Consider the following 17,299-nt stretch of genomic DNA (forward strand, 5'->3'; position numbering starts at 1 on the left):
ACACTATGTCGGATTTATCCTCAGCTGGTCGCCTGCATGGCCGGGCCTTGGCGCAGGAGATGCGGCGCCGGCAGGCCCAGCAGAAGCCGCTAGCACCAGGAAAGGCCGGAGTCCGGATGCCGCAGCCGAAGGCCGTTAAGGCCCTAGCGCCTGTACCGGCCGCGCCTGAGGGGCAGATGCAGACCGCGCAGGGCGCCAAGCCGCGCGGGCGTGAGGCGGCGTTGGCGCGTCGTGCCTTGCGTTGTGCGGGCGCGCAGTGCTGGTCGGATCCGAAACAGCGGGGCACGGGGCAGGCCGTCGAGACGGTGGTGGCCGCGGATCCCGTGCCGGAAGGGACCGTTGAGGCGCGGCCGGCGGCGGCCACGGTCGAGGATGCCGTGTTCGATGCGGTGTGCGAGATCGCCGAGAGCGCGCCCGAGACCCTCGGATGGCGGGATCGTAGCGTACGCACGCTCTGTAAGGCGCGGCGTCGTTCACTCGCCCAGCGTGGCAAGGTGGCGATCCCGGTGCGTAACGGGCTGATCTCGGTTGCCGCCCGCCAGCACTATTTGGAGACCGGCAGCGCGCGTGAGTTTGCGCGTCGGCATCGGCGTGAATTGGCGGCTCATGGTCGCGGTTCGGCGGAGCCGGCGCGTCCCACCGGGAGACGGCGCCGGCAGGGTGCACCGGCGAAGGTGGAGGCAGACACGACCCTTGCCGGGAGTGCCGTGACCGGCACGCAGGTCCATAGGGCGCCGGCGATCACCGGCACCGAGGCCGGATCATGCCGCACCATCACGGGGACCGAGTACCTGGGGGCTGGGCACTATACGCGGTTTTGCAAGACGCAGCCCGAGGCGGGTCCGGCCAAGGTACGCGTGGGCCGGACCGGGGGCAATGTGGGCGTGAGCGGGACGTACTTGGGTCATGCGCAGGCGGTGACCGGTGATGAGGCCGGGACGTGCCGCGTCGTGACCGGGACCGAGTACATGGGTGGCGATTATTTTCAAGCGGCGTGCGACACTGCCGCGCCGGCACGGCCGCCGAAGGTGGTGACCGGACGCACGGCGCGTCAGCAGCTACCGGTGAGCGGCAGCGACGAGGCGCGCATGAATCGAGTGACCGGCTCGGAGCCTGGGGCTGTGGCCAAGATTACGGGATCGCAGTACGCGGATGGCGGCGCGGCGCGCATGACCATCAACGGCGCCCCCAAGAAGGTGGCATTGACGCATACCATCGCGGGGCGCGCGGTATCGGGGACGGCGGTGGGCAACAGCAGCCGAATCACAGGACTTGAGGCCGGCGAATGCCGGACCCTGACGGGCACCGAGTATCTGAGTCACGAGAGCTTTACGTCCGTCTGCCGGGTGCAGCCCGAGCCCACGGAACCGCCGAAGGTCGAGGAGAGCTATACGGACAAGCGGCAGCGTATCACCGGGAATCTGGTGGACCGTTCGGGAAAGGTGACCGGCAACGAGCCCGGTTCCTGCCAACGTGTCACGGGTACTGGTTATAACGGCCCGCAGATGTGTGGTGGTGGCGTGGAAAAGGTTCAGACCATGACGGGCCTCAGTGGTACGAGCGTGACCGGCACGGGAATGGACAAGCTCCCAAAAACCACAGGTGACGAGCACGGAGGGTGCTGGCCCGTCACCGGAACGGCGTATTACGGGCGGGAGCACTACGCTCAGTGCGCGAGCACCCCGCAGGCCGGGGCACGGAAGGTGAGTCTTACGCGTACCGATACCGGTCATGTCGTGAGCGGCCCGGCGCTCGGTGGCAGCGAGGCCGTGACTGGCAACGAGGCCGGCGCTTCGGTGGCCGTGAGCGGTACGCCTTATGTAGGGCGTGAGGAGTCTATGGTAGAGGGCTTGGCGCCGACGCCGAAGATCAGCGCGGACAGGCCGGCGTCCGGCGGCTGCGCGGGCGGTTGTGGATGCAAACAGCGATTCGAGGAGCTCGAAAACCGGCTGCGTGCGCTGCAAGGGGAACTTGCCGGGCGTGGTACGGGAAACACCGCGATCAGTCATCGCTTCGTACCCGCGGCGCCGGAACCGGCGGCTGCGGCGCCCGCCGCGCAGGCTGCGGGATTTTCCGTCGTGCCGCCCGCCCAACAGGGGCGGTCGCGGATCACCGGCAATGCCGGGGATCACGGGGGGCGGATCACAGGGCCGATCAACCTCGCGCGTGGACTCGTGACAGGGACGCCGGAATTCCGGGGTCGCGAAGCGGTGGCGCCGATGATGGCGGCCATGCCGGCGGCAGCCGAGAACGCGCAAATGCCAGAGGACGCGGCACCGGCTGCCGGGGCGTGGCGGATTACCGGCGACGATTGGAGCCGTAGTGATCGCGTGACCGGTACCGAGGGACGCTGGGCGCACGGGCGCAATCCCACTCAGCGGGGTGTGGCGCGCACCTGTGTGATGTCGGCGGCCGGGAATCGCGAGCGGCCGCTGGCTGTAGCGGTGCCCGAAGGCCGGGTCACCGGCAGCAGCGGGAATTCCCCGAAGGGTTCGGTTGTGACCTACTCGGGTGGGGCGCGGGGATGATGCGCCGCGGTGTTCTCGCAGTCGATGGCGCAGGTGAGGGATAACCCCATGGATACGCGCAGATCATCGACGATGCGACGCGCACGCAGCGGCCCGCAGGGCCAGCTGGCAGGCGGTATGGCGCGCGGCCGGGCGCGGCCCGGATGGCTGCGCGCGGGGGCGGCACGGGCCGAGGCCCTGGGTGTCGAGCACCCGGCGTGCGCCACCCTGCCGGCGCGCGGTTGCCGGCATGCGCTCGTGGACCGGAACGAAAACGCGCGGCTCTTCGAATGCGAGCAGGGGATCAAGGATCGCTTTGATCGCATCGTGCCGACCCTGCAGGAGATCGCGGCATTGGGTCGCGGCAGCGACTTTCCGGGGCGTGCGCAGGACTGGGCACGGGAGCGCTTGGGTTTCGAGCTACCGACGGCGGTGTTGGAGCGTGCCTGGGTACGGGGCCCGGATATGGGCGCACTGTATGCACAGGCGGTGTTCTCGGCGCTCGCTGGGGCGGTGGCGCGGTTTGGCGATCGTATCCGGGAGGAGTTGGCCGCGGGTCAGGGATGGGATGCGCTGTTAGTGGACTGCGGGTTTCACGCCATGAATGTCTCGGCGTGCGCCGATGGACGGCTGAAGGGCCTGTTTCCCTATGTGCTGCGCATACCGGCGGCGAATCTCGTACGGCGCAGCGCGTTTGCAGGCACGCTGTTCGATGTGGAAGAGGACGTACGGCATTGGGAGCACGCCGAGCTGCGTCGGTATCGGGAGGGGTTTCCGACGACCGCCGACGTGCCGACGCGTTATCTCAAAGTGGCGGTGTATCACGGCAGTTCATTGGATCCGAAGCACCAGGGCTGCGCGGCCCATGGGAGCAACGAGCGGGCGGCGACCGAGGCGGCACTGGAGCGACTCTATGAGTTTCGTCGTGCGATAGAGAATGCGTTTTGTTGCGGGGCGGGGACGGACATCCTGTTGATCGGGGTGGATACCGACACCGATGCCATACGTGTGCACGTGCCGGATGGCAACGGCGATGTCAGTGCCTATCGCTACATCGATAACGCGGCACTCTACCGGCAGACGCTCACGCTGGATGCCGATCGCGCGCGGCTTGCGGTCTACGAGGCCATACGCGCCGCGAGCGCGACTGAGGGATGGGGCAAGGGCGAGGGCGAGCCCCATGATGGTATGCGTCGATTGATCGCGACCTTGCTCATCAACAATATGAGCCAGATCGAATATGTCGGCGAGTATCACGGCGGCTGGTATGGGGACATGGGCCACGGCGAACGCTTTGTGAGCGTGGGCGACGGGTTTCCAGAGGTCCAGGTGCGCAATATCGCCTATTACGCGCGGCTCGACACGGTGGAGGAAGGGGCTGCGGATCTCGATGTCGGGGTGAAGATATTCCGGCACCTCAATGTCGAACGGGGACTGCCGATCCCGGTGGCGCTGCATTATCACTTCAACGAGCAGGTTCCGGGGAGCCGGGCGCGGATGGAAGACAAGATCCGCCGGATCGCAGAGGGGATACAGGGCCGCTACGCGCACCTGGCCAAGGAAGGGCTTTTATATCTGCATGGGAGTGTACAGGACATGGCACCGGGGAGTGCCTTGGAGGAGGTTGCGCTGACATGAAGATCATGCGTGTGGAAAAGACTCTAGTGTCTACCAACCGCATCGGCGAGATGGGCCATCGACCGCTCCTGGTCGTGCAGGATAAGGAGGGCGGTCCGCGTTCGGTGGCGGTCGATGCGGTGGGCTGCATTCCCGGGGATTGGGTGATCTGCGTGGGGTCTTCGGCGGCGCGCGAAGCGGCGGGCAGCAAGGAATACCCGTCGGACCTCACCATCGTCGGCATCATCGACAACTGGAGCCCGGAGTGAAATGGAGATCATGCGTGTGATCTCGGATCTGGTAGTGACGCGGCGCGGTGCGGGCCTGAAGCAGGCATCTTTACGGGTCCTTCAGGATGGTACCGGGAAGTTGAATGTCGCCACCGACCCGGTGGGGGTGCCGCCGGGAAAGTGGGTGTTCACGGTGTCAGGATCGGCAGCGCGCTACGCGCAAGGGGATTTCGGGGTTCACACCGACCTGACCATCGGGGGAATCATCGATTTTTGGGAGCCGTAAGGCGGGTTTTTGGTTAGGGTCCGTATGGAGGGATGGAAATGGCAGATGTGACGGGTATTGCATTGGGCATGATCGAGACGCGCGGTCTGGTGCCGGCCATCGAGGCCGCCGACGCCATGAGCAAGGCCGCAGAGGTGCGTCTCATCGGTCGCCAGTTCGTGGGTGGCGGCTATGTGACGGTGTTGGTGCGCGGCGAGACCGGGGCTGTGAATGCCGCGGTGCGGGCCGGCGCCGATGCCTGCGAGCGGGTGGGGGATGGCCTGGTGGCGGCCCACATCATCGCACGCGTGCATTCCGAGGTGGAAAACATCCTGCCCAAGGCCCCGAGCGCCTGACGGGCGCCGTGGTCCGGGCTTTTTAGTCGCTTAAAGAAGGAGATCGGGAAAATGGCAGATGTGACGGGTATTGCCCTGGGCATGATCGAGACGCGTGGTTTGGTGCCGGCCATCGAGGCCGCCGACGCCATGACCAAGGCCGCAGAGGTGCGTCTCATCGGTCGCCAGTTCGTGGGTGGCGGCTATGTGACGGTGTTGGTGCGCGGCGAGACCGGGGCTGTGAATGCCGCGGTGCGGGCCGGCGCCGATGCCTGCGAGCGGGTGGGGGATGGCCTGGTGGCGGCCCACATCATCGCACGCGTGCATTCCGAGGTGGAGCACATCCTGCCCAAGGCCCCGAGCGCCTGAGGGGCTGTGGGAGCCGGCTAGGGGAGGCCTTGGGCGCGAGGATCGTGCCCACGACCCCGATAGGCGGGGTGTGTAATCAGTGGATACCGATGGATCGAGACCTTCGAGGAGAAAACGAATGGCACTCACGGGTATAGCCTTAGGCATGATCGAGACGCGTGGTTTGGTGCCGGCCATCGAGGCCGCCGACGCCATGACCAAGGCCGCAGAGGTGCGTCTCATCGGTCGCCAGTTCGTGGGTGGCGGCTATGTGACGGTGTTGGTGCGCGGCGAGACCGGGGCTGTGAATGCCGCGGTGCGGGCCGGCGCCGATGCCTGCGAGCGGGTGGGGGATGGCCTGGTGGCGGCGCACATCATCGCGCGCGTGCATTCCGAGGTGGAGCACATCCTGCCCACGCGTCCGGACGGTAACGGCGGCGGACGGGACGGGGACGTCACAGGCAACCTGAGCTGAGCGCGGGGGCGGCATGCGTAGCCACCCGCGCGTCACAGGATTCCTGGCCCAGGCCCTGAATCATGAGTACAGCGCCGTGCAGCAGTATCTGACGCAGGCGAGTCTGTGTACGCTGTGGGGCCTTGCAGACTGGGCGGAAGGCTTTCGCCATGAGGCCCGCGAGGAGCTTGCTCATGCCGATCTACTGAGCCAGCGGCTGTTGCTCGCCGGGATGGCCCCAGGGGCGGGGTCCTTGCGACCGCCACGGCCTGGTCGGGACCTCGAGGAGATGTTGTGTCACGATACCGATCTCGAGCAGGCGGCAGTCGAGCTCTATGCAGAGGCTGCGGCCGTGAGTGCGCGTCTGCGCGATCACGAGGTGGCGGCGCTCTTCGCGCGCCTGCGCGCTGACGAAGAGGAGCATCTGCGCCACCTGCAGGAGTTGCGCGCCGCGCTCGCAGCGCGCCGATGAGGAGGGAAAGGCATGGACGAAAAGGACGCGGCGGTTCCGGAGGGATGGACGCAGCAAAAGCGTCCTTTAGCATGGAACAAGCGCTTTGAGTTCGCGGATTACGCACAGACGCGGGCCTTTCTCGACGATTTGGCGGCGCTGTCGGAGGCGAGCGGTTATTACCCGAACCTCAATTTCGCGCGTACGCATGTGGTGGTGACCATTCAATTCGAGGGCGACGAGGTGGAGCCCCGACTCAGGGACTTTGCGCACAGCACAGACGCCTGTGCGCGGCGTGGCCCGGGCTGAGCGGTCATGACGGCGCTGCGAATCGCTTTGTACAACGGCAAGGGCGGTTGCGGCAAGACCACACTTGCATGGAACCTGGCGATGGGGCTTGCGCGACGCGCACCGACGCTATTGGTTGATGCAGATCCGCAAGGCAGTCTTGGGGACTGGGCCAATTGGGCCGACCGCGAGGGCCATTACGCCATAGCAATCTGTGACTGGGCGGGCCTGCGTGAAGGCGGGCAGGCGAACCACCATTATCGCGTTTATGACTGTCCGCCCCGCCTCGACGACGATGAGATCGAGGGTATTCTGGGGGAGGCGGATCTCGTGCTGTTGCCGGTGTTGCCGTCGCCCCTGGACCTGTGGGCGAGCCGACGCAGTGCCGAGTTTGTGCAGGGTCTGCAGAGCCGCCGGCCGCAGTTGCGCGGGTACTTCGTGCTCAATCAGGTGGAGGCGCACAGCGCCTTGTCGCGGGCCTCGCAGTCGGCCATCGCCGCGATGGGCCTGCCGGTGTTGCCGGTACCGATTGGGCGGCGGGCGATATATCGGGGCGCTGCGCTCGAGGGCCTCAGTGTCTATCACATGGGTAAGCGTGCCGCCGCCGCCCGCGACGAGATCGAACGACTCATCGAGGAGATCTTGAAATGAGTAACTTGGAAGACAAGTTGAGCGCGAGTCTGCAGACGCAGCGGCGTCGCCCGGGGACCAAGACGGGAGACCGGGACAAGGTGGGGCCGGCGGGTGGTGCAGAGCATGCCAAGGATCGCGAGACGCACGTAGACGAGGTGGATCTGAATGCCGGCGGGGGACGGGGCGTGAATCCGCCGCGCGTCTGGCCGGACTGAAGGATCCCGCGCGCAGTGTGCGGATGACGTCGGTGGGTGTCACGGAGGCCTATTACCGGACATACGGGGTTGCAGGGGTATGGCGGTTCAACTGGTAGATTACCCGGAGCTTCTTGAGGATCTCGGCGAACACGCAGCCGAGGTCCTGGAGGCGAATTGGCACGAGGCGGCGCGCGTCTTTACATCGCGCGGCCTTGAGGCCTATCTGCAGGGTGCCGGGAGCCTGAAGGCCCTCGGGCGTGGCAGCGATCTCGTCGTGGCGTTCGTCGAGAGCGCGCCGCAGGTGGCGCGCGAGATCGGCGAACAGGCAGTCTTCGAGATGCTGTCGACCGCCATACGCATGTACTCGAAGACCAGCGCGCAGGTGCTGTCGCTGTTTTTTTCGACGGCCCCGGTGGTCGCGCGGCGGCTCGGCGAGATCGGTCTTTTCCGTGGTTATCTACTTTTGATCGACCAGCTTTTGGCGCAGGCCCCGCAAGGGGTCCGGCCGATGCTCGGCAAGATCGAGGTACTGCTCGACCAGATGACCCTGGGCGGGTTGCGTCGTTGGGCGATGTGGGGGGTGTCTGCCTATCGCAATGACTTCGCGGCGCAAGCGGAATTTTTCGGACTGACGAGTCCGCAGGCCCTGGCGGTAATGCAGCAGGAGCGGCGCGGGGTGCTCTTCATTGACATCCAGCGGCGGCTTGTCATGTATCTGCGGGCGCTATGGGGGCGGGATTTCTTTCTGCGACCGACCTCCGGGGATTTCGAGACGCGCGAGGGTTACCGCCCGTATGTCGAGGACTATTTCATCTATGTCCCGGACGCCTATGACGACTGGGAGAATGGCCATGGGGAGCGGACCCCGGCGTTGGAGGTGTTTCGGGCGGCGGCCGCCCACGCCAGCGCCCATGTGGTGCATTCGCGTTTCGATGCGCGCTTCGAACTGGCCGCACTGGCCGTGCGGCCGTGGATCGGTTTGCTCGAGGATGCCTGGGTGGAGCGTCGCGCCATCAGCGCGTTTCCGGGGCTGTACTCTTTGTGGAGGCAACTCGTGGCGGTGCCGGCGACGGTGGATAGGGTTGGGGAACCCGATCTGGCCGCGGTCCTCGACCGCTGCGCCTTGGCGCTGCTCGATTCCGAGTACCGGGATGATCATTCGCTCGTGGCGGCATCGCGCGAGGCGTTCGCGCGGCTGCCGCAAGACGACAGCGACCGCTACACCGGCATCCTGGAGTCGGCAGAGCGTCTCGCGGCCCTGGCGAAAGCCAGTGGGCTTGAATTCACGCCGAGCGCCGATACCAGTACGATCGTCTATCGCGATGACAATCGCTACCTGTGGACCGCCCCGCGTATCGCCGACTTGGGCGATCCGCTCGCCGGGGGCCGGCCACAGGTGCGTAAGTACGTGAACCTGATGGAGATGTTGAACACGCTCGATGTGGAAAATGCAGGCGACGATGCCCAGGAGGTGTGGGTCCTTTCCACCGAGCTGTACGACGACGATGGCACGACCTTCAATGAGCGCGAGGGCAAGACGCCGATCTCGCAACCGATGACCTATTCGGAATGGGATTACCAGACGCAACTCGAGAGACCGCTGTGGGTGACGCTCTACGAGAAGCGGCCGAAGGCGGGGGATCCGGAGGTCATCAACGGTTTTCTGGAGCAGCAGAAACCGCTGGTGCAGCGCTTGAAGAAGCTGATCGAGGCGGTCCAACCCCAGGGCGTGATCCGCGAACGCAAGGTCGAAGACGGCGATGAAATCGATATCAATGCCGCGGTGCTGGCTTTAAGCGACATCCGCATGGGGCAGCAGCCGGACCCGCGCATCGGCATCCGGACGCGGCTTCACATCCGCGACCTTTCGGTGATGTTGCTGATCGATCTGTCGGAGTCCACGAACGACACCTTGCGCTCGCGCGCCGCAGGCGACGTCACGGTCTTGCAGCTTGCGCGTGAGGCGGCGGCGTTGTTAGCGCAGGCCCTGGAGCGCATCGGTGACCCATTCATGCTCTGCGGTTTCGATTCCAACGGGCGTCATGACGTGGAATTCTATCGCTTCAAGGAATTCGATGGACCCTATGACGATAAGGTGAAGGCGCGTCTGGCCGGTATGACCGGGCAGCTTTCGACGCGCATGGGGGCTGCGCTGCGGCATGCCGGGGGCCTCATGGAGCGGCGCGCGAGCCAGAAAAAACTGATCATTCTGCTGACCGATGGGGAGCCCGCGGACAACGATGTGCGCGATCCCCAGTACTTGCGTTTTGATGCCAAGAAGGCGGTCGAGGAATTGGCTCGCAAGGGTATACGGACGTTCTGTCTGTCCCTGGACCCGTATGCTGACGAGTATGTCTCGCGCATCTTCGGGGCGCGCAATTATCTGGTCCTGGATCACGTGGACAGGCTGCCGGAGAAGCTTCCTCAACTCTATATCGCCATGACAAAGTAAGGAGACGTGAAGGGGATGGCCACGGGATCGTTAGGGGTGTGGGTGCCTGTGTTGCCGGTGGTGTCGGCGCTGATGATCCTGGCGTTTTTGCGTGATACGCGCAGGCTCGCGGCACGCGTCAGCGTCTCCATCCTGACCTTGACCCTGGCGCTCGCGCTTACGCTGCTCGTGCACTATCTCGTGACAGGCGGTGTGGCGATCATCGATTCCCAGGGGGTATTCGGAAGCCTATGGCTCGATCCCTTGAGTCTCGTGTTGTGGACGTTCGTGTCCGGTATCAGCCTCATCGTGCATATCTATTCTGTGCGCTATATGGCCGAGGAGCCGGGCTATGCGCGATTCTTCGCGCTGCTCGATCTTATGACCGGGGTGATTCTGGTCATGGTCTCGGCGGCCAATCTACTGACGCTTTTGGTGGCGTGGTTTTTGGTCGGCGTCGTCTTGTATTTCCTGTTGGGACACGACCATAGGCGGCCTGCGGCCGGGCGTTATGCCTTCTGGACGCAGATTACCTACCGTTTCGGCGATCTGCCGCTGTGGTTCGCGGCCCTCATCCTGGTCCATTGCTACCACAGCGTCTCGTTACCGGTGATCTTTGCGCGCATTCAGAGAGCGCCGCATATGCAGCTTTGGGGGATGCCCGTGCCGGAGCTTGCGGGCTTTTTGCTGGCACTGGCGGCGTTCGCGCGCTCGGCGCAATTTCCGCTGCATGTCTGGCTTCCCTACACCATGGACGGGCCGACGCCGGTCTCGGCCCTCATGCACGCCGGTATCGTGAATGCCGGAGGGTTTCTGTTCAATCGATTCGCGCCGCTTTTCGAGCATGCCGGATGGGCGTTGCACTGGGCCTTTGGGATGGGCCTCATGACCGCGCTCATAGGTTCGGGACTGATGCTCTTGCAGAATGATATCAAGCGTTCGCTCGGCTACTCCACCATGGGGCAGATGGGGTTCATGGTCATGGAGTGCGGCCTTGGGGCATTCCCGCTCGCGGTTTTTCATCTCATCGCGCACGGCTTTTTCAAGGCCTCGCTGTTTCTTGGGGCCGGCGATGTCATCGGTGACGCCCGTGCGCACGATGGCGTTCCACCGGATCCGATCTATACGTCGGTGGTGGAGCGGCGGCCGGCCAGGCCCTCGCGTCTGCCGTGGCTCGTGGCGGCAAGCCTCACCGTGCTGGTGCCGGTGGTGGTATTGAGTCTGTCGCATTTCTTTGTGGCCGAGCATCTTTTTTACGAGCAGGGGGTCGTGGTGCTGTTGTTTTTCGGCTGGGTTACGGGGGCTCAGGCATTGTTTGCAGCCCACAAGATGTCGCAGCAGGACCCCTGGCGCCTCATGCTCGGTATCCTCGCGTCGTTTGTCGTTGTCGTGATCGGCTATACGTTGATCAGTCATTATTTTGGCCGGCTCCTTTATCCGGATGAGCACGAGAGTCTCATGCTGTATCGCGCAGCCAGCATCCACAGATTGTCATTCGATGCCCTCGTCATGTTGTTGGCGGCGGTGTTCGTGGGCGGGTGGGCGCTGACATTCTTCGCCGAGTCCTTCGAGGTCGGACGCAGGCTTGGCGGACGCGGGCGCGGGATCTATCTCGGCGTCTACGCCCTTTTGTCGCGTGAACTGTATGTCGCCGACATCTACGAGCGGTTGGGTCAGGTCGTCGTGCAATGGTCGCGGCGGCTTAACGTCTGGCTCAGGTGGTGCTGACATGGACCTCGCGTTCTGGATCTTGGCCGCCTTATTTGTGCCACTTTTTCCGCTGAGCTGGCTATTCAATCGCCTGGTCGCCAGTCTTCCCGCAGGGATCGCGCAAGGACTTGTGGTGCTGGTGTTGCCGCAGGTCGGGATCGAGCTTTTGCGCCTCGCCCCCCAAGGCCGGCTGTGCCCGGTCGGGCTTCGGCCGTGGGTCATGGCGCTCGCCACGGCGTCGGCCCTGCTCTATGCGGTGCGCGCCTTGAGTGCCCGCGAGCTTGGCATCTGGACGCGATTTGTACTGTGTTCGGGGCTTGCGACAGTATGGCTTGCCTGGGCGGCTGGGGAGCCGACCCCGGTGTTGCGGCTGATGGCGCTGGGCTGGGCCCTGCCGGCTTCGGTGGCCTTATATTTGACCGGGGTCCTCGTAGGGCGCGTGGGTGGCGCGTATATGGGTCTGCACGGTGGTCTGGTTGCGGTCATGCCCCGCATGACGGCGAGTCTAGTGTTCGCGGTGCTGGCGTTGACAGTGACGCCGGTGTTCCCGGCGTTCTTCATGCTGTGGAGGGGCCTGGGATCGATCCCCGTGGCGTGGATACCGTTTTGGTTGCCGCTCATCTTTTTGTGGGGATGGGCCGCCGGGCGGCTTTTTCAGGACCTGCTTTTTGGGGATTACCGCGGCGAGCCTGTGGCCGACATCGGCGGCATGAGCGTGGCGCTCATCGGGTTTGTGTTCCTGGCGTCGCTGGTCGTGAGCCTTGTCGGCGGGGGTGCTTCATGGCATTGACGCTGGGTGATCGCCTCAGGGTACGTTCCATGGTCTATGTGGCGAGCGAGCCCATACCGCGGTTCTGGCCAATGCGCACCTTCATCCATCACAACCCGCTCTATGGTCTCGAAGGCAGGCCGTTCGCGGTGGCCGTCGCCGAGGGCTGCCGCCTGTTCCATGCGCGTGGGTACCTGGACCGCGCACGCTATCAGGACTATCGGCGTGAAGGCAAGATCGACGACGCGCTGTTGCGGCGGCGCATCGGGGATTTTCTGGCAGCGCGCACCGATCTGCCCCCGGGGCTCGATCTGGAGGCGTGGCTGTGGCAATTGATGACTAGCTGTCGCAGGCCCCAGGTCGTGGACCGTGGCGACTGGCTGGACGGCGCGGGCATCGCCGCGGCCCTGCAGGGTCGCCCGGTGCCGCCGCCGGGAGACGATCTGGACATCATGCTGCGTGACCGGCTACGGCATCGATATGATCCCACGTCGCCTGTGTATCGGCATGTGGATGCACTTTTTGGGACTACGATCGCCGCGACCCTGGATGATCTTTTGACCAAAAGCTGTCTCGATTTCTTCGACGAGGGTCAGTCGGCATGGCAGGCCCCGGGCCGCGAGGCAGGATTCTTCCAGGCCTGGAAGGATCTCGCGCGGCGCAATGCCCGCTTCCTCCTGCGCGGCCTGCATTTGCGCCAAATACTGGCCGAAGAGGAGACGGCGGAGGGCATAGTGGCCTATGTCCTGCAGCGGTTGCAGGTGCCGGAGACCGCTTGGCAGGGTTATATCACGCACGAGCTCACGCGCATGCACGGGTGGGCGGGGTTCATTCGTTACCGGATGGGCGCCAAACACTACTATTGGGCGCAGCGCTATCCGGCGGATCTCGTGGATTTTCTGGCGGTGCGTATGGTACTCGGAATGGCGCTCCTCCAAGAGGGGAGCCGGCGCCACGGCACACCGGCCTCGGCCCCGGAGATCGCCGCACTGCTGGATGAGGCACCGCGCGAGGCTTATCTACGCCATGAGCTTTATGGCGGTACCATCCTCCCGGCATGGGCGCACGAGGTGGATGACGCCCTGGCCCGCCGGCGCCGGGCGGAGCTTGCGCGCATCGCCTTGGCCTATGGGGCGGCCAAGGTGGATTGGGAGAACCGGCGTGCCGCGCAAGCCCTGCGGGAACTGGCGGGCCGGGTGGGCGATGTCGCCGAGGCAGGACTGATGGGTCTTACGCCGACGCACCTGGATGCCCTGTTGTCGGTGCTGCGGGACTGGGAGGACGGCGAGGGCTATGTGTGGTTGCAGGCCATGGAATCCCATTATATCGATGAGCTTGCCGACCGGATCCGTCCGCCAGCGGATGAGGGGCCATCTGTAAGACGTCCGTTCGCGCAGGCATTGTTTTGTATCGATGTCCGTTCCGAGCCCATGCGCCGGCACCTCGAGGCCTTGGGTGACTACCAGACTTTTGGTATCGCCGGATTCTTTGGAGTCCCGCTTGGTTATCTCGAGTTCGGCAAAGGCACCGAGGCGCATCTGTGCCCGGCGGTGCAGACTCCGAAGAACCTCGTTCTAGAGATACCCGCGGGACTGGAGCTCGAGGAGGAGCCGCTCTACGATGCCCTGCAGCATGTGCTGCACGAGCTCAAGGCCTCGGTGCTGTCCCCGTTCGTGGCGGTAGAGGCCGTCGGTCTGCTCTTTAGTCTAGGTCTCGTTGGGCGCACGCTCGCCCCTCTCGGTTATCATCGCTGGCGCACACACCTGCATGCCGGCCGGCCGATCACGCGGTTGCTTCTCGACAAGTTGAGCACCGAACAGGCCGACTCCATCCTGCGCGCGGTGCAAAGGGCGATGATCGTGCGCGCCCTGGCGCGCGAGCTGCGTATCCCCCGCGACCAGGTCACCGACGATGACGTACGCAATCTGCGCGAGGTGGCCCTCGGGAACGAAGCGGGGCCCAGTCGCGTGGCACAGCGACTGGACATGAGCGAGGCGGCGGAGCGGGACTTCCTTGACAAGCTGCGGAGTGTCTACCGCATAGACCGCGCGGTAACGAGTCTGCAGATGGGACGGCTTGGGCGCATCGGTTTTAGTGTCGAGGAGCAGGTGCGTTATGTGATGCAGGCGCTGCTGTCCATCGGTCTTGACCACAACTTCTCGCGATTCGTGCTGTTGGTTGCGCACATGAGCCACAGTGAAAACAACCCCTACGAATCAGCCCTGGATTGCGGGGCCTGCGGGGGCGGCAAGGGCCTGCCGAACGCGCGCGCGCTTGCCACCATGGCCAATAAACCGGAGGTGCGCCGACGACTGCGCGAGCGCGGCATCGTGATCCCGGAGGATACGTGGTTTGTGCCGGCCATACACAACACTACCACCGATGTGATCGAGCTGCATGATCTCGACATGCTCCCGGCGCGGCACCTTTTATATTTGGAGCGCCTGCGCAGTGGCCTGAGTGCCGCCGGCCGGTGCTGTGCGGCGGAGCGGATGCCGCTTCTGGACATGCCCGCGCGGCTTGCCGCCGAGCCCTTTGCGGCGGCGGCCTTGGCTCAACGTCAAGCCCACGACTGGTCGCAGGTGCGCCCGGAATGGGGGCTTGCGCGCAATGTCTATGCCATCGTCGGACGCCGCGCCCTGACCGAGGGGGTTGATCTGCAGGGGCGGGCGTTCCTGCAGTCCTACGATTACCGCCTGGATCCCAAGGGCCGCCTGTTGGAGAACATCCTCACCGGGCCGTTAGTGGTGGGGGAGTGGATCAATCTGGAGCACTATTTCTCGGTGGTCGATACCGAGAGCTTCGGTAGCGGCAGCAAGGTCTACCATAACGTCGCCGGACGTTTCGCGGTAATGACCGGCAATCAGAGCGATCTGCGTACCGGCCTGCCGAGCCAGACCGTATTGAAGGATGGCCGGCCGTACCATGAACCCGTGCGTCTCATCGCCTTGGTGGAGGCGCCGCTGGAGTTTGCGCAGCGTACAGTCGGGCGCATCGCCAAGGTGCAGGCGCTCATCGGCGGCGGCTGGGTACGGCTAGTGGTCCTGGACCCTGAAGACGATTATCGGATGCACGTCCTGGAAGATGGCGCTTTTTCTGTCCATCCACGCTCGGGACGCGGTTACCACGCCGCGGCCCGGAACCCTGTTTCGGAGACTTCGCCATGCAATCGCTGAATCTGAGCCCCTTGAAAAAACTCGAGATCATCTTAGAGGGGATCCATAAGGACTTCGCAACCGATTTGCTCGACCGCGCGGGTCTTAAGGGCTACACCATCGTCGGCAATCTCTCGGGCAAGGGTAGCCACGGCATGTATGAGGGGCATGTCATGTTCAACGAAGACGATGCCCTCATCATGATTATCGCGGCAGTGGGCGAGGAACTCGTGGCCCCCATCCTCGAAGGTTTTGCCCCATTTTTCGAGCGACACACGGGGGTGGTCTTCGTCTCGGACATCCAGGTCAGCCGTCTGGTCAAGTTCAAGAGCTGACACCCTGCCTACCACTCAATCGCGAGGTCCCTATGTCCAATCTGGAAGCGCAGTATCGTATCGAAAAGGAACCCTACTACAGGGAGGTCAATGGAGAGGTCGGCCTGTTCGAGGCGGCCTACGCGGCGCGCCTGCCGATGATGGTCAAGGGCCCCACCGGATGCGGTAAGTCGCGCTTCATCGAATATATGGCCTGGCGTCTCAAGCGCCCGTTGGTCAGTGTGGCGTGCAACGAGGATATGACGGCCTCCGATCTGGTGGGCCGCTTCCTGCTCGACAAGGACGGCACCAAGTGGCAGGACGGCCCGCTGACCACGGCGGCGCGCATCGGTGCCATCTGTTACCTCGACGAGGTCGTGGAGGCGCGTCAGGACACGACCGTCGTCATTCATCCGCTCACCGATCACAGACGCAGCTTGCCGCTGGATAAAAAAGGCGAACTGATCCACGCGCATGCGGATTTTCAGCTGGTGATCTCCTATAACCCCGGCTATCAGTCGGCCATGAAGGACCTGAAGCAGTCCACCAAGCAGCGTTTCGGGGCCCTGGATTTCAGCTATCCGGATCGCGAGACCGAGATTGAGATCGTGGCCCATGAATCGGGGGTATCCGCGGATATCGCCGGCAAGCTCGTATCAATCGCCGAGCGCTCGCGCAATCTGAAGGGGCATGGCCTTGACGAGGGGTTGTCGACGCGCATGCTGATCTACGCGGGGTCGCTCATGAAAAAGGGCGTCGACGCCCTGTCGGCCTGCAGTATGGCCTTGGTGCGGCCGATGACCGACGATCCGGACATGCGCGACGCGCTGGATGCCGCGGTCGGAACGTTCTTCTGAGTCCCGGACCCCGGCCATCGGCGCGCGTGCGGATTTCTGCCGCCGATACGCCGGGAGCGCGGCGCGCAGTGGCCGCCAAGGGGCATTTTTGCTAGAATCGTTCGATTTTTGTGCGTGTGGTCTATGATCCAGCTTCGTACTTACGTCTATATAGACTCGCTCCAGCCGCAGCTTGCCGCCTATATCGGCAGCGTCTCGCAGGGTTTCCTGCCGGTGCCGGGCGATGCCGCGTTATGGGTGGAAGTGTCGCCGGGCATGGCCGTGCATAGGCTCACGGACATCGCCTTGAAGGCCACGCGCGTGCATCTGTCGCAGCTTGTCATCGAGCGCGAGTTCGGGGCCATGGTCATCCACCATCGGGATCAGAGCGATGTCCGCGAGGCCGGGCATGCGGTGCTGGCTCGCTTGGGCGCGGGACAAGAGGACCGCAAGGCCTGCCGAGTCACCTGGAACGAGGTCATACGCGGCATGATGCCCGACCACACCGTGCTCATAAATCGCCAAAATCGCAGGGGCTCGATGATCCTGCCGGAACAGAGCATGTTCATCCTGGAGACCGAACCTGCAGGCTACATCATCTACGCCGCGAACCAGGCGGAAAAGGCCGCGAACATTACCCTGATCGACGTACGTGCGGTCGGGGCGTATGGGCGTATGATCATCTCGGGGCGCGAAGCGGACGTGGATGAGGCGGCGGCCGCGGCGGTCCATGCCGTAAAGAACCCATCCTGGACCTGA

The 17,299-nt window shown here is 64.4% G+C and carries 18 protein-coding genes; all 18 read left to right on the forward strand.

Annotated elements, in window-relative coordinates; translation table 11 throughout:
- Positions 1-176: 176 nt before the first annotated feature.
- The 18 genes from C4900_RS08515 (at position 177) to C4900_RS08600 (ending at position 17,299) form a co-directional block, all read left to right on the forward strand.
- Positions 177-2,528 carry a CsoS2 family carboxysome shell protein gene (locus tag C4900_RS08515; RefSeq protein ID WP_211306854.1) on the forward strand — a complete coding sequence of 784 codons (2,352 nt, stop codon included), beginning with the start codon at positions 177-179 and terminating at the stop codon, positions 2,526-2,528.
- A 48-nt stretch (positions 2,529-2,576) separates the two neighbouring features.
- Positions 2,577-4,145 (forward strand): carboxysome shell carbonic anhydrase, encoded by a 1,569-nt coding sequence (locus C4900_RS08520; RefSeq protein ID WP_065972143.1) that lies wholly within the window; start codon positions 2,577-2,579, stop codon positions 4,143-4,145.
- Positions 4,142-4,393 carry a carboxysome peptide A gene (locus tag C4900_RS08525; protein ID WP_065972137.1) on the forward strand — a complete coding sequence of 84 codons (252 nt, stop codon included), beginning with the start codon at positions 4,142-4,144 and terminating at the stop codon, positions 4,391-4,393. Before C4900_RS08520 ends, C4900_RS08525 begins: the two co-directional genes overlap by 4 nt.
- A 1-nt stretch (position 4,394) precedes the next feature.
- Positions 4,395-4,640 carry a carboxysome peptide B gene (locus C4900_RS08530; protein ID WP_065972136.1) on the forward strand — a complete coding sequence of 82 codons (246 nt, stop codon included), beginning with the start codon at positions 4,395-4,397 and terminating at the stop codon, positions 4,638-4,640.
- Positions 4,641-4,678: 38 nt separating this feature from the next.
- Positions 4,679-4,975: a BMC domain-containing protein gene (locus C4900_RS08535; RefSeq protein WP_114282950.1), complete on the forward strand. Its 297-nt coding sequence runs from the start codon at positions 4,679-4,681 to the stop codon at positions 4,973-4,975.
- Between the two features lie 51 nt (positions 4,976-5,026).
- The gene (locus C4900_RS08540) at positions 5,027-5,323 is read left to right on the forward strand and encodes a BMC domain-containing protein (RefSeq protein WP_110137227.1); all 297 of its coding nucleotides are present in this window, start codon (positions 5,027-5,029) and stop codon (positions 5,321-5,323) included.
- Between the two features lie 118 nt (positions 5,324-5,441).
- Complete coding sequence (locus tag C4900_RS08545; protein WP_205735934.1) at positions 5,442-5,777, forward strand: BMC domain-containing protein; 336 nt, start codon at positions 5,442-5,444, stop codon at positions 5,775-5,777.
- 13 nt (positions 5,778-5,790) lie between these two features.
- Entirely contained in the window at positions 5,791-6,228 is a 438-nt protein-coding gene (locus C4900_RS08550) for a ferritin-like domain-containing protein (protein ID WP_065971492.1), read from the forward strand.
- Positions 6,229-6,240: 12 nt separating this feature from the next.
- A complete protein-coding gene (locus C4900_RS08555; protein WP_065971491.1) occupies positions 6,241-6,516 on the forward strand; it encodes a 4a-hydroxytetrahydrobiopterin dehydratase in 276 nt (91 codons plus the stop codon).
- A gap of 6 nt (positions 6,517-6,522) precedes the next feature.
- Entirely contained in the window at positions 6,523-7,146 is a 624-nt protein-coding gene (locus tag C4900_RS08560; protein ID WP_065971490.1) for an AAA family ATPase, read from the forward strand.
- Positions 7,143-7,343, forward strand: coding sequence for a hypothetical protein (locus tag C4900_RS08565; protein WP_065971489.1), 201 nt, complete (start codon positions 7,143-7,145; stop codon positions 7,341-7,343). Before C4900_RS08560 ends, C4900_RS08565 begins: the two co-directional genes overlap by 4 nt.
- Positions 7,344-7,422: 79 nt before the next feature.
- Complete coding sequence (locus C4900_RS08570) at positions 7,423-9,777, forward strand: nitric oxide reductase activation protein NorD (RefSeq protein WP_114282951.1); 2,355 nt, start codon at positions 7,423-7,425, stop codon at positions 9,775-9,777.
- A gap of 15 nt (positions 9,778-9,792) precedes the next feature.
- On the forward strand, positions 9,793-11,484 hold the full coding sequence (locus C4900_RS08575; protein WP_065971487.1) for a proton-conducting transporter transmembrane domain-containing protein: 1,692 nt from the start codon (positions 9,793-9,795) through the stop codon (positions 11,482-11,484).
- A 1-nt stretch (position 11,485) separates the two neighbouring features.
- Positions 11,486-12,256: a hypothetical protein gene (locus C4900_RS08580; RefSeq protein WP_065971486.1), complete on the forward strand. Its 771-nt coding sequence runs from the start codon at positions 11,486-11,488 to the stop codon at positions 12,254-12,256.
- Positions 12,247-15,411, forward strand: coding sequence for a DUF2309 domain-containing protein (locus C4900_RS08585; protein ID WP_083996083.1), 3,165 nt, complete (start codon positions 12,247-12,249; stop codon positions 15,409-15,411). Before C4900_RS08580 ends, C4900_RS08585 begins: the two co-directional genes overlap by 10 nt.
- Complete coding sequence (locus C4900_RS08590; protein ID WP_065971485.1) at positions 15,399-15,725, forward strand: P-II family nitrogen regulator; 327 nt, start codon at positions 15,399-15,401, stop codon at positions 15,723-15,725. The genes C4900_RS08585 and C4900_RS08590 overlap by 13 nt, the downstream gene beginning before the upstream one ends.
- Positions 15,726-15,757: 32 nt before the next feature.
- Positions 15,758-16,561: a CbbQ/NirQ/NorQ/GpvN family protein gene (locus C4900_RS08595; RefSeq protein WP_065971484.1), complete on the forward strand. Its 804-nt coding sequence runs from the start codon at positions 15,758-15,760 to the stop codon at positions 16,559-16,561.
- A 123-nt stretch (positions 16,562-16,684) separates the two neighbouring features.
- Positions 16,685-17,299, forward strand: coding sequence for a BMC domain-containing protein (locus tag C4900_RS08600; RefSeq protein ID WP_065971483.1), 615 nt, complete (start codon positions 16,685-16,687; stop codon positions 17,297-17,299).

This window comes from Acidiferrobacter thiooxydans, from assembly GCF_003333315.1.
Classification (GTDB): domain Bacteria; phylum Pseudomonadota; class Gammaproteobacteria; order Acidiferrobacterales; family Acidiferrobacteraceae; genus Acidiferrobacter; species Acidiferrobacter thiooxydans.

Coding starts and splice junctions, on each gene's coding strand:
- C4900_RS08515 (WP_211306854.1), top strand. CDS start 177: ATGCAGACCGCGCAGGGCGCCAAGCCGCGCGGGCGTGAGGCGGCGTTG.
- C4900_RS08520 (WP_065972143.1), top strand. CDS start 2,577: ATGGATACGCGCAGATCATCGACGATGCGACGCGCACGCAGCGGCCCG.
- C4900_RS08525 (WP_065972137.1), top strand. CDS start 4,142: ATGAAGATCATGCGTGTGGAAAAGACTCTAGTGTCTACCAACCGCATC.
- C4900_RS08530 (WP_065972136.1), top strand. CDS start 4,395: ATGGAGATCATGCGTGTGATCTCGGATCTGGTAGTGACGCGGCGCGGT.
- C4900_RS08535 (WP_114282950.1), top strand. CDS start 4,679: ATGGCAGATGTGACGGGTATTGCATTGGGCATGATCGAGACGCGCGGT.
- C4900_RS08540 (WP_110137227.1), top strand. CDS start 5,027: ATGGCAGATGTGACGGGTATTGCCCTGGGCATGATCGAGACGCGTGGT.
- C4900_RS08545 (WP_205735934.1), top strand. CDS start 5,442: ATGGCACTCACGGGTATAGCCTTAGGCATGATCGAGACGCGTGGTTTG.
- C4900_RS08550 (WP_065971492.1), top strand. CDS start 5,791: ATGCGTAGCCACCCGCGCGTCACAGGATTCCTGGCCCAGGCCCTGAAT.
- C4900_RS08555 (WP_065971491.1), top strand. CDS start 6,241: ATGGACGAAAAGGACGCGGCGGTTCCGGAGGGATGGACGCAGCAAAAG.
- C4900_RS08560 (WP_065971490.1), top strand. CDS start 6,523: ATGACGGCGCTGCGAATCGCTTTGTACAACGGCAAGGGCGGTTGCGGC.
- C4900_RS08565 (WP_065971489.1), top strand. CDS start 7,143: ATGAGTAACTTGGAAGACAAGTTGAGCGCGAGTCTGCAGACGCAGCGG.
- C4900_RS08570 (WP_114282951.1), top strand. CDS start 7,423: ATGGCGGTTCAACTGGTAGATTACCCGGAGCTTCTTGAGGATCTCGGC.
- C4900_RS08575 (WP_065971487.1), top strand. CDS start 9,793: ATGGCCACGGGATCGTTAGGGGTGTGGGTGCCTGTGTTGCCGGTGGTG.
- C4900_RS08580 (WP_065971486.1), top strand. CDS start 11,486: ATGGACCTCGCGTTCTGGATCTTGGCCGCCTTATTTGTGCCACTTTTT.
- C4900_RS08585 (WP_083996083.1), top strand. CDS start 12,247: ATGGCATTGACGCTGGGTGATCGCCTCAGGGTACGTTCCATGGTCTAT.
- C4900_RS08590 (WP_065971485.1), top strand. CDS start 15,399: ATGCAATCGCTGAATCTGAGCCCCTTGAAAAAACTCGAGATCATCTTA.
- C4900_RS08595 (WP_065971484.1), top strand. CDS start 15,758: ATGTCCAATCTGGAAGCGCAGTATCGTATCGAAAAGGAACCCTACTAC.
- C4900_RS08600 (WP_065971483.1), top strand. CDS start 16,685: ATGATCCAGCTTCGTACTTACGTCTATATAGACTCGCTCCAGCCGCAG.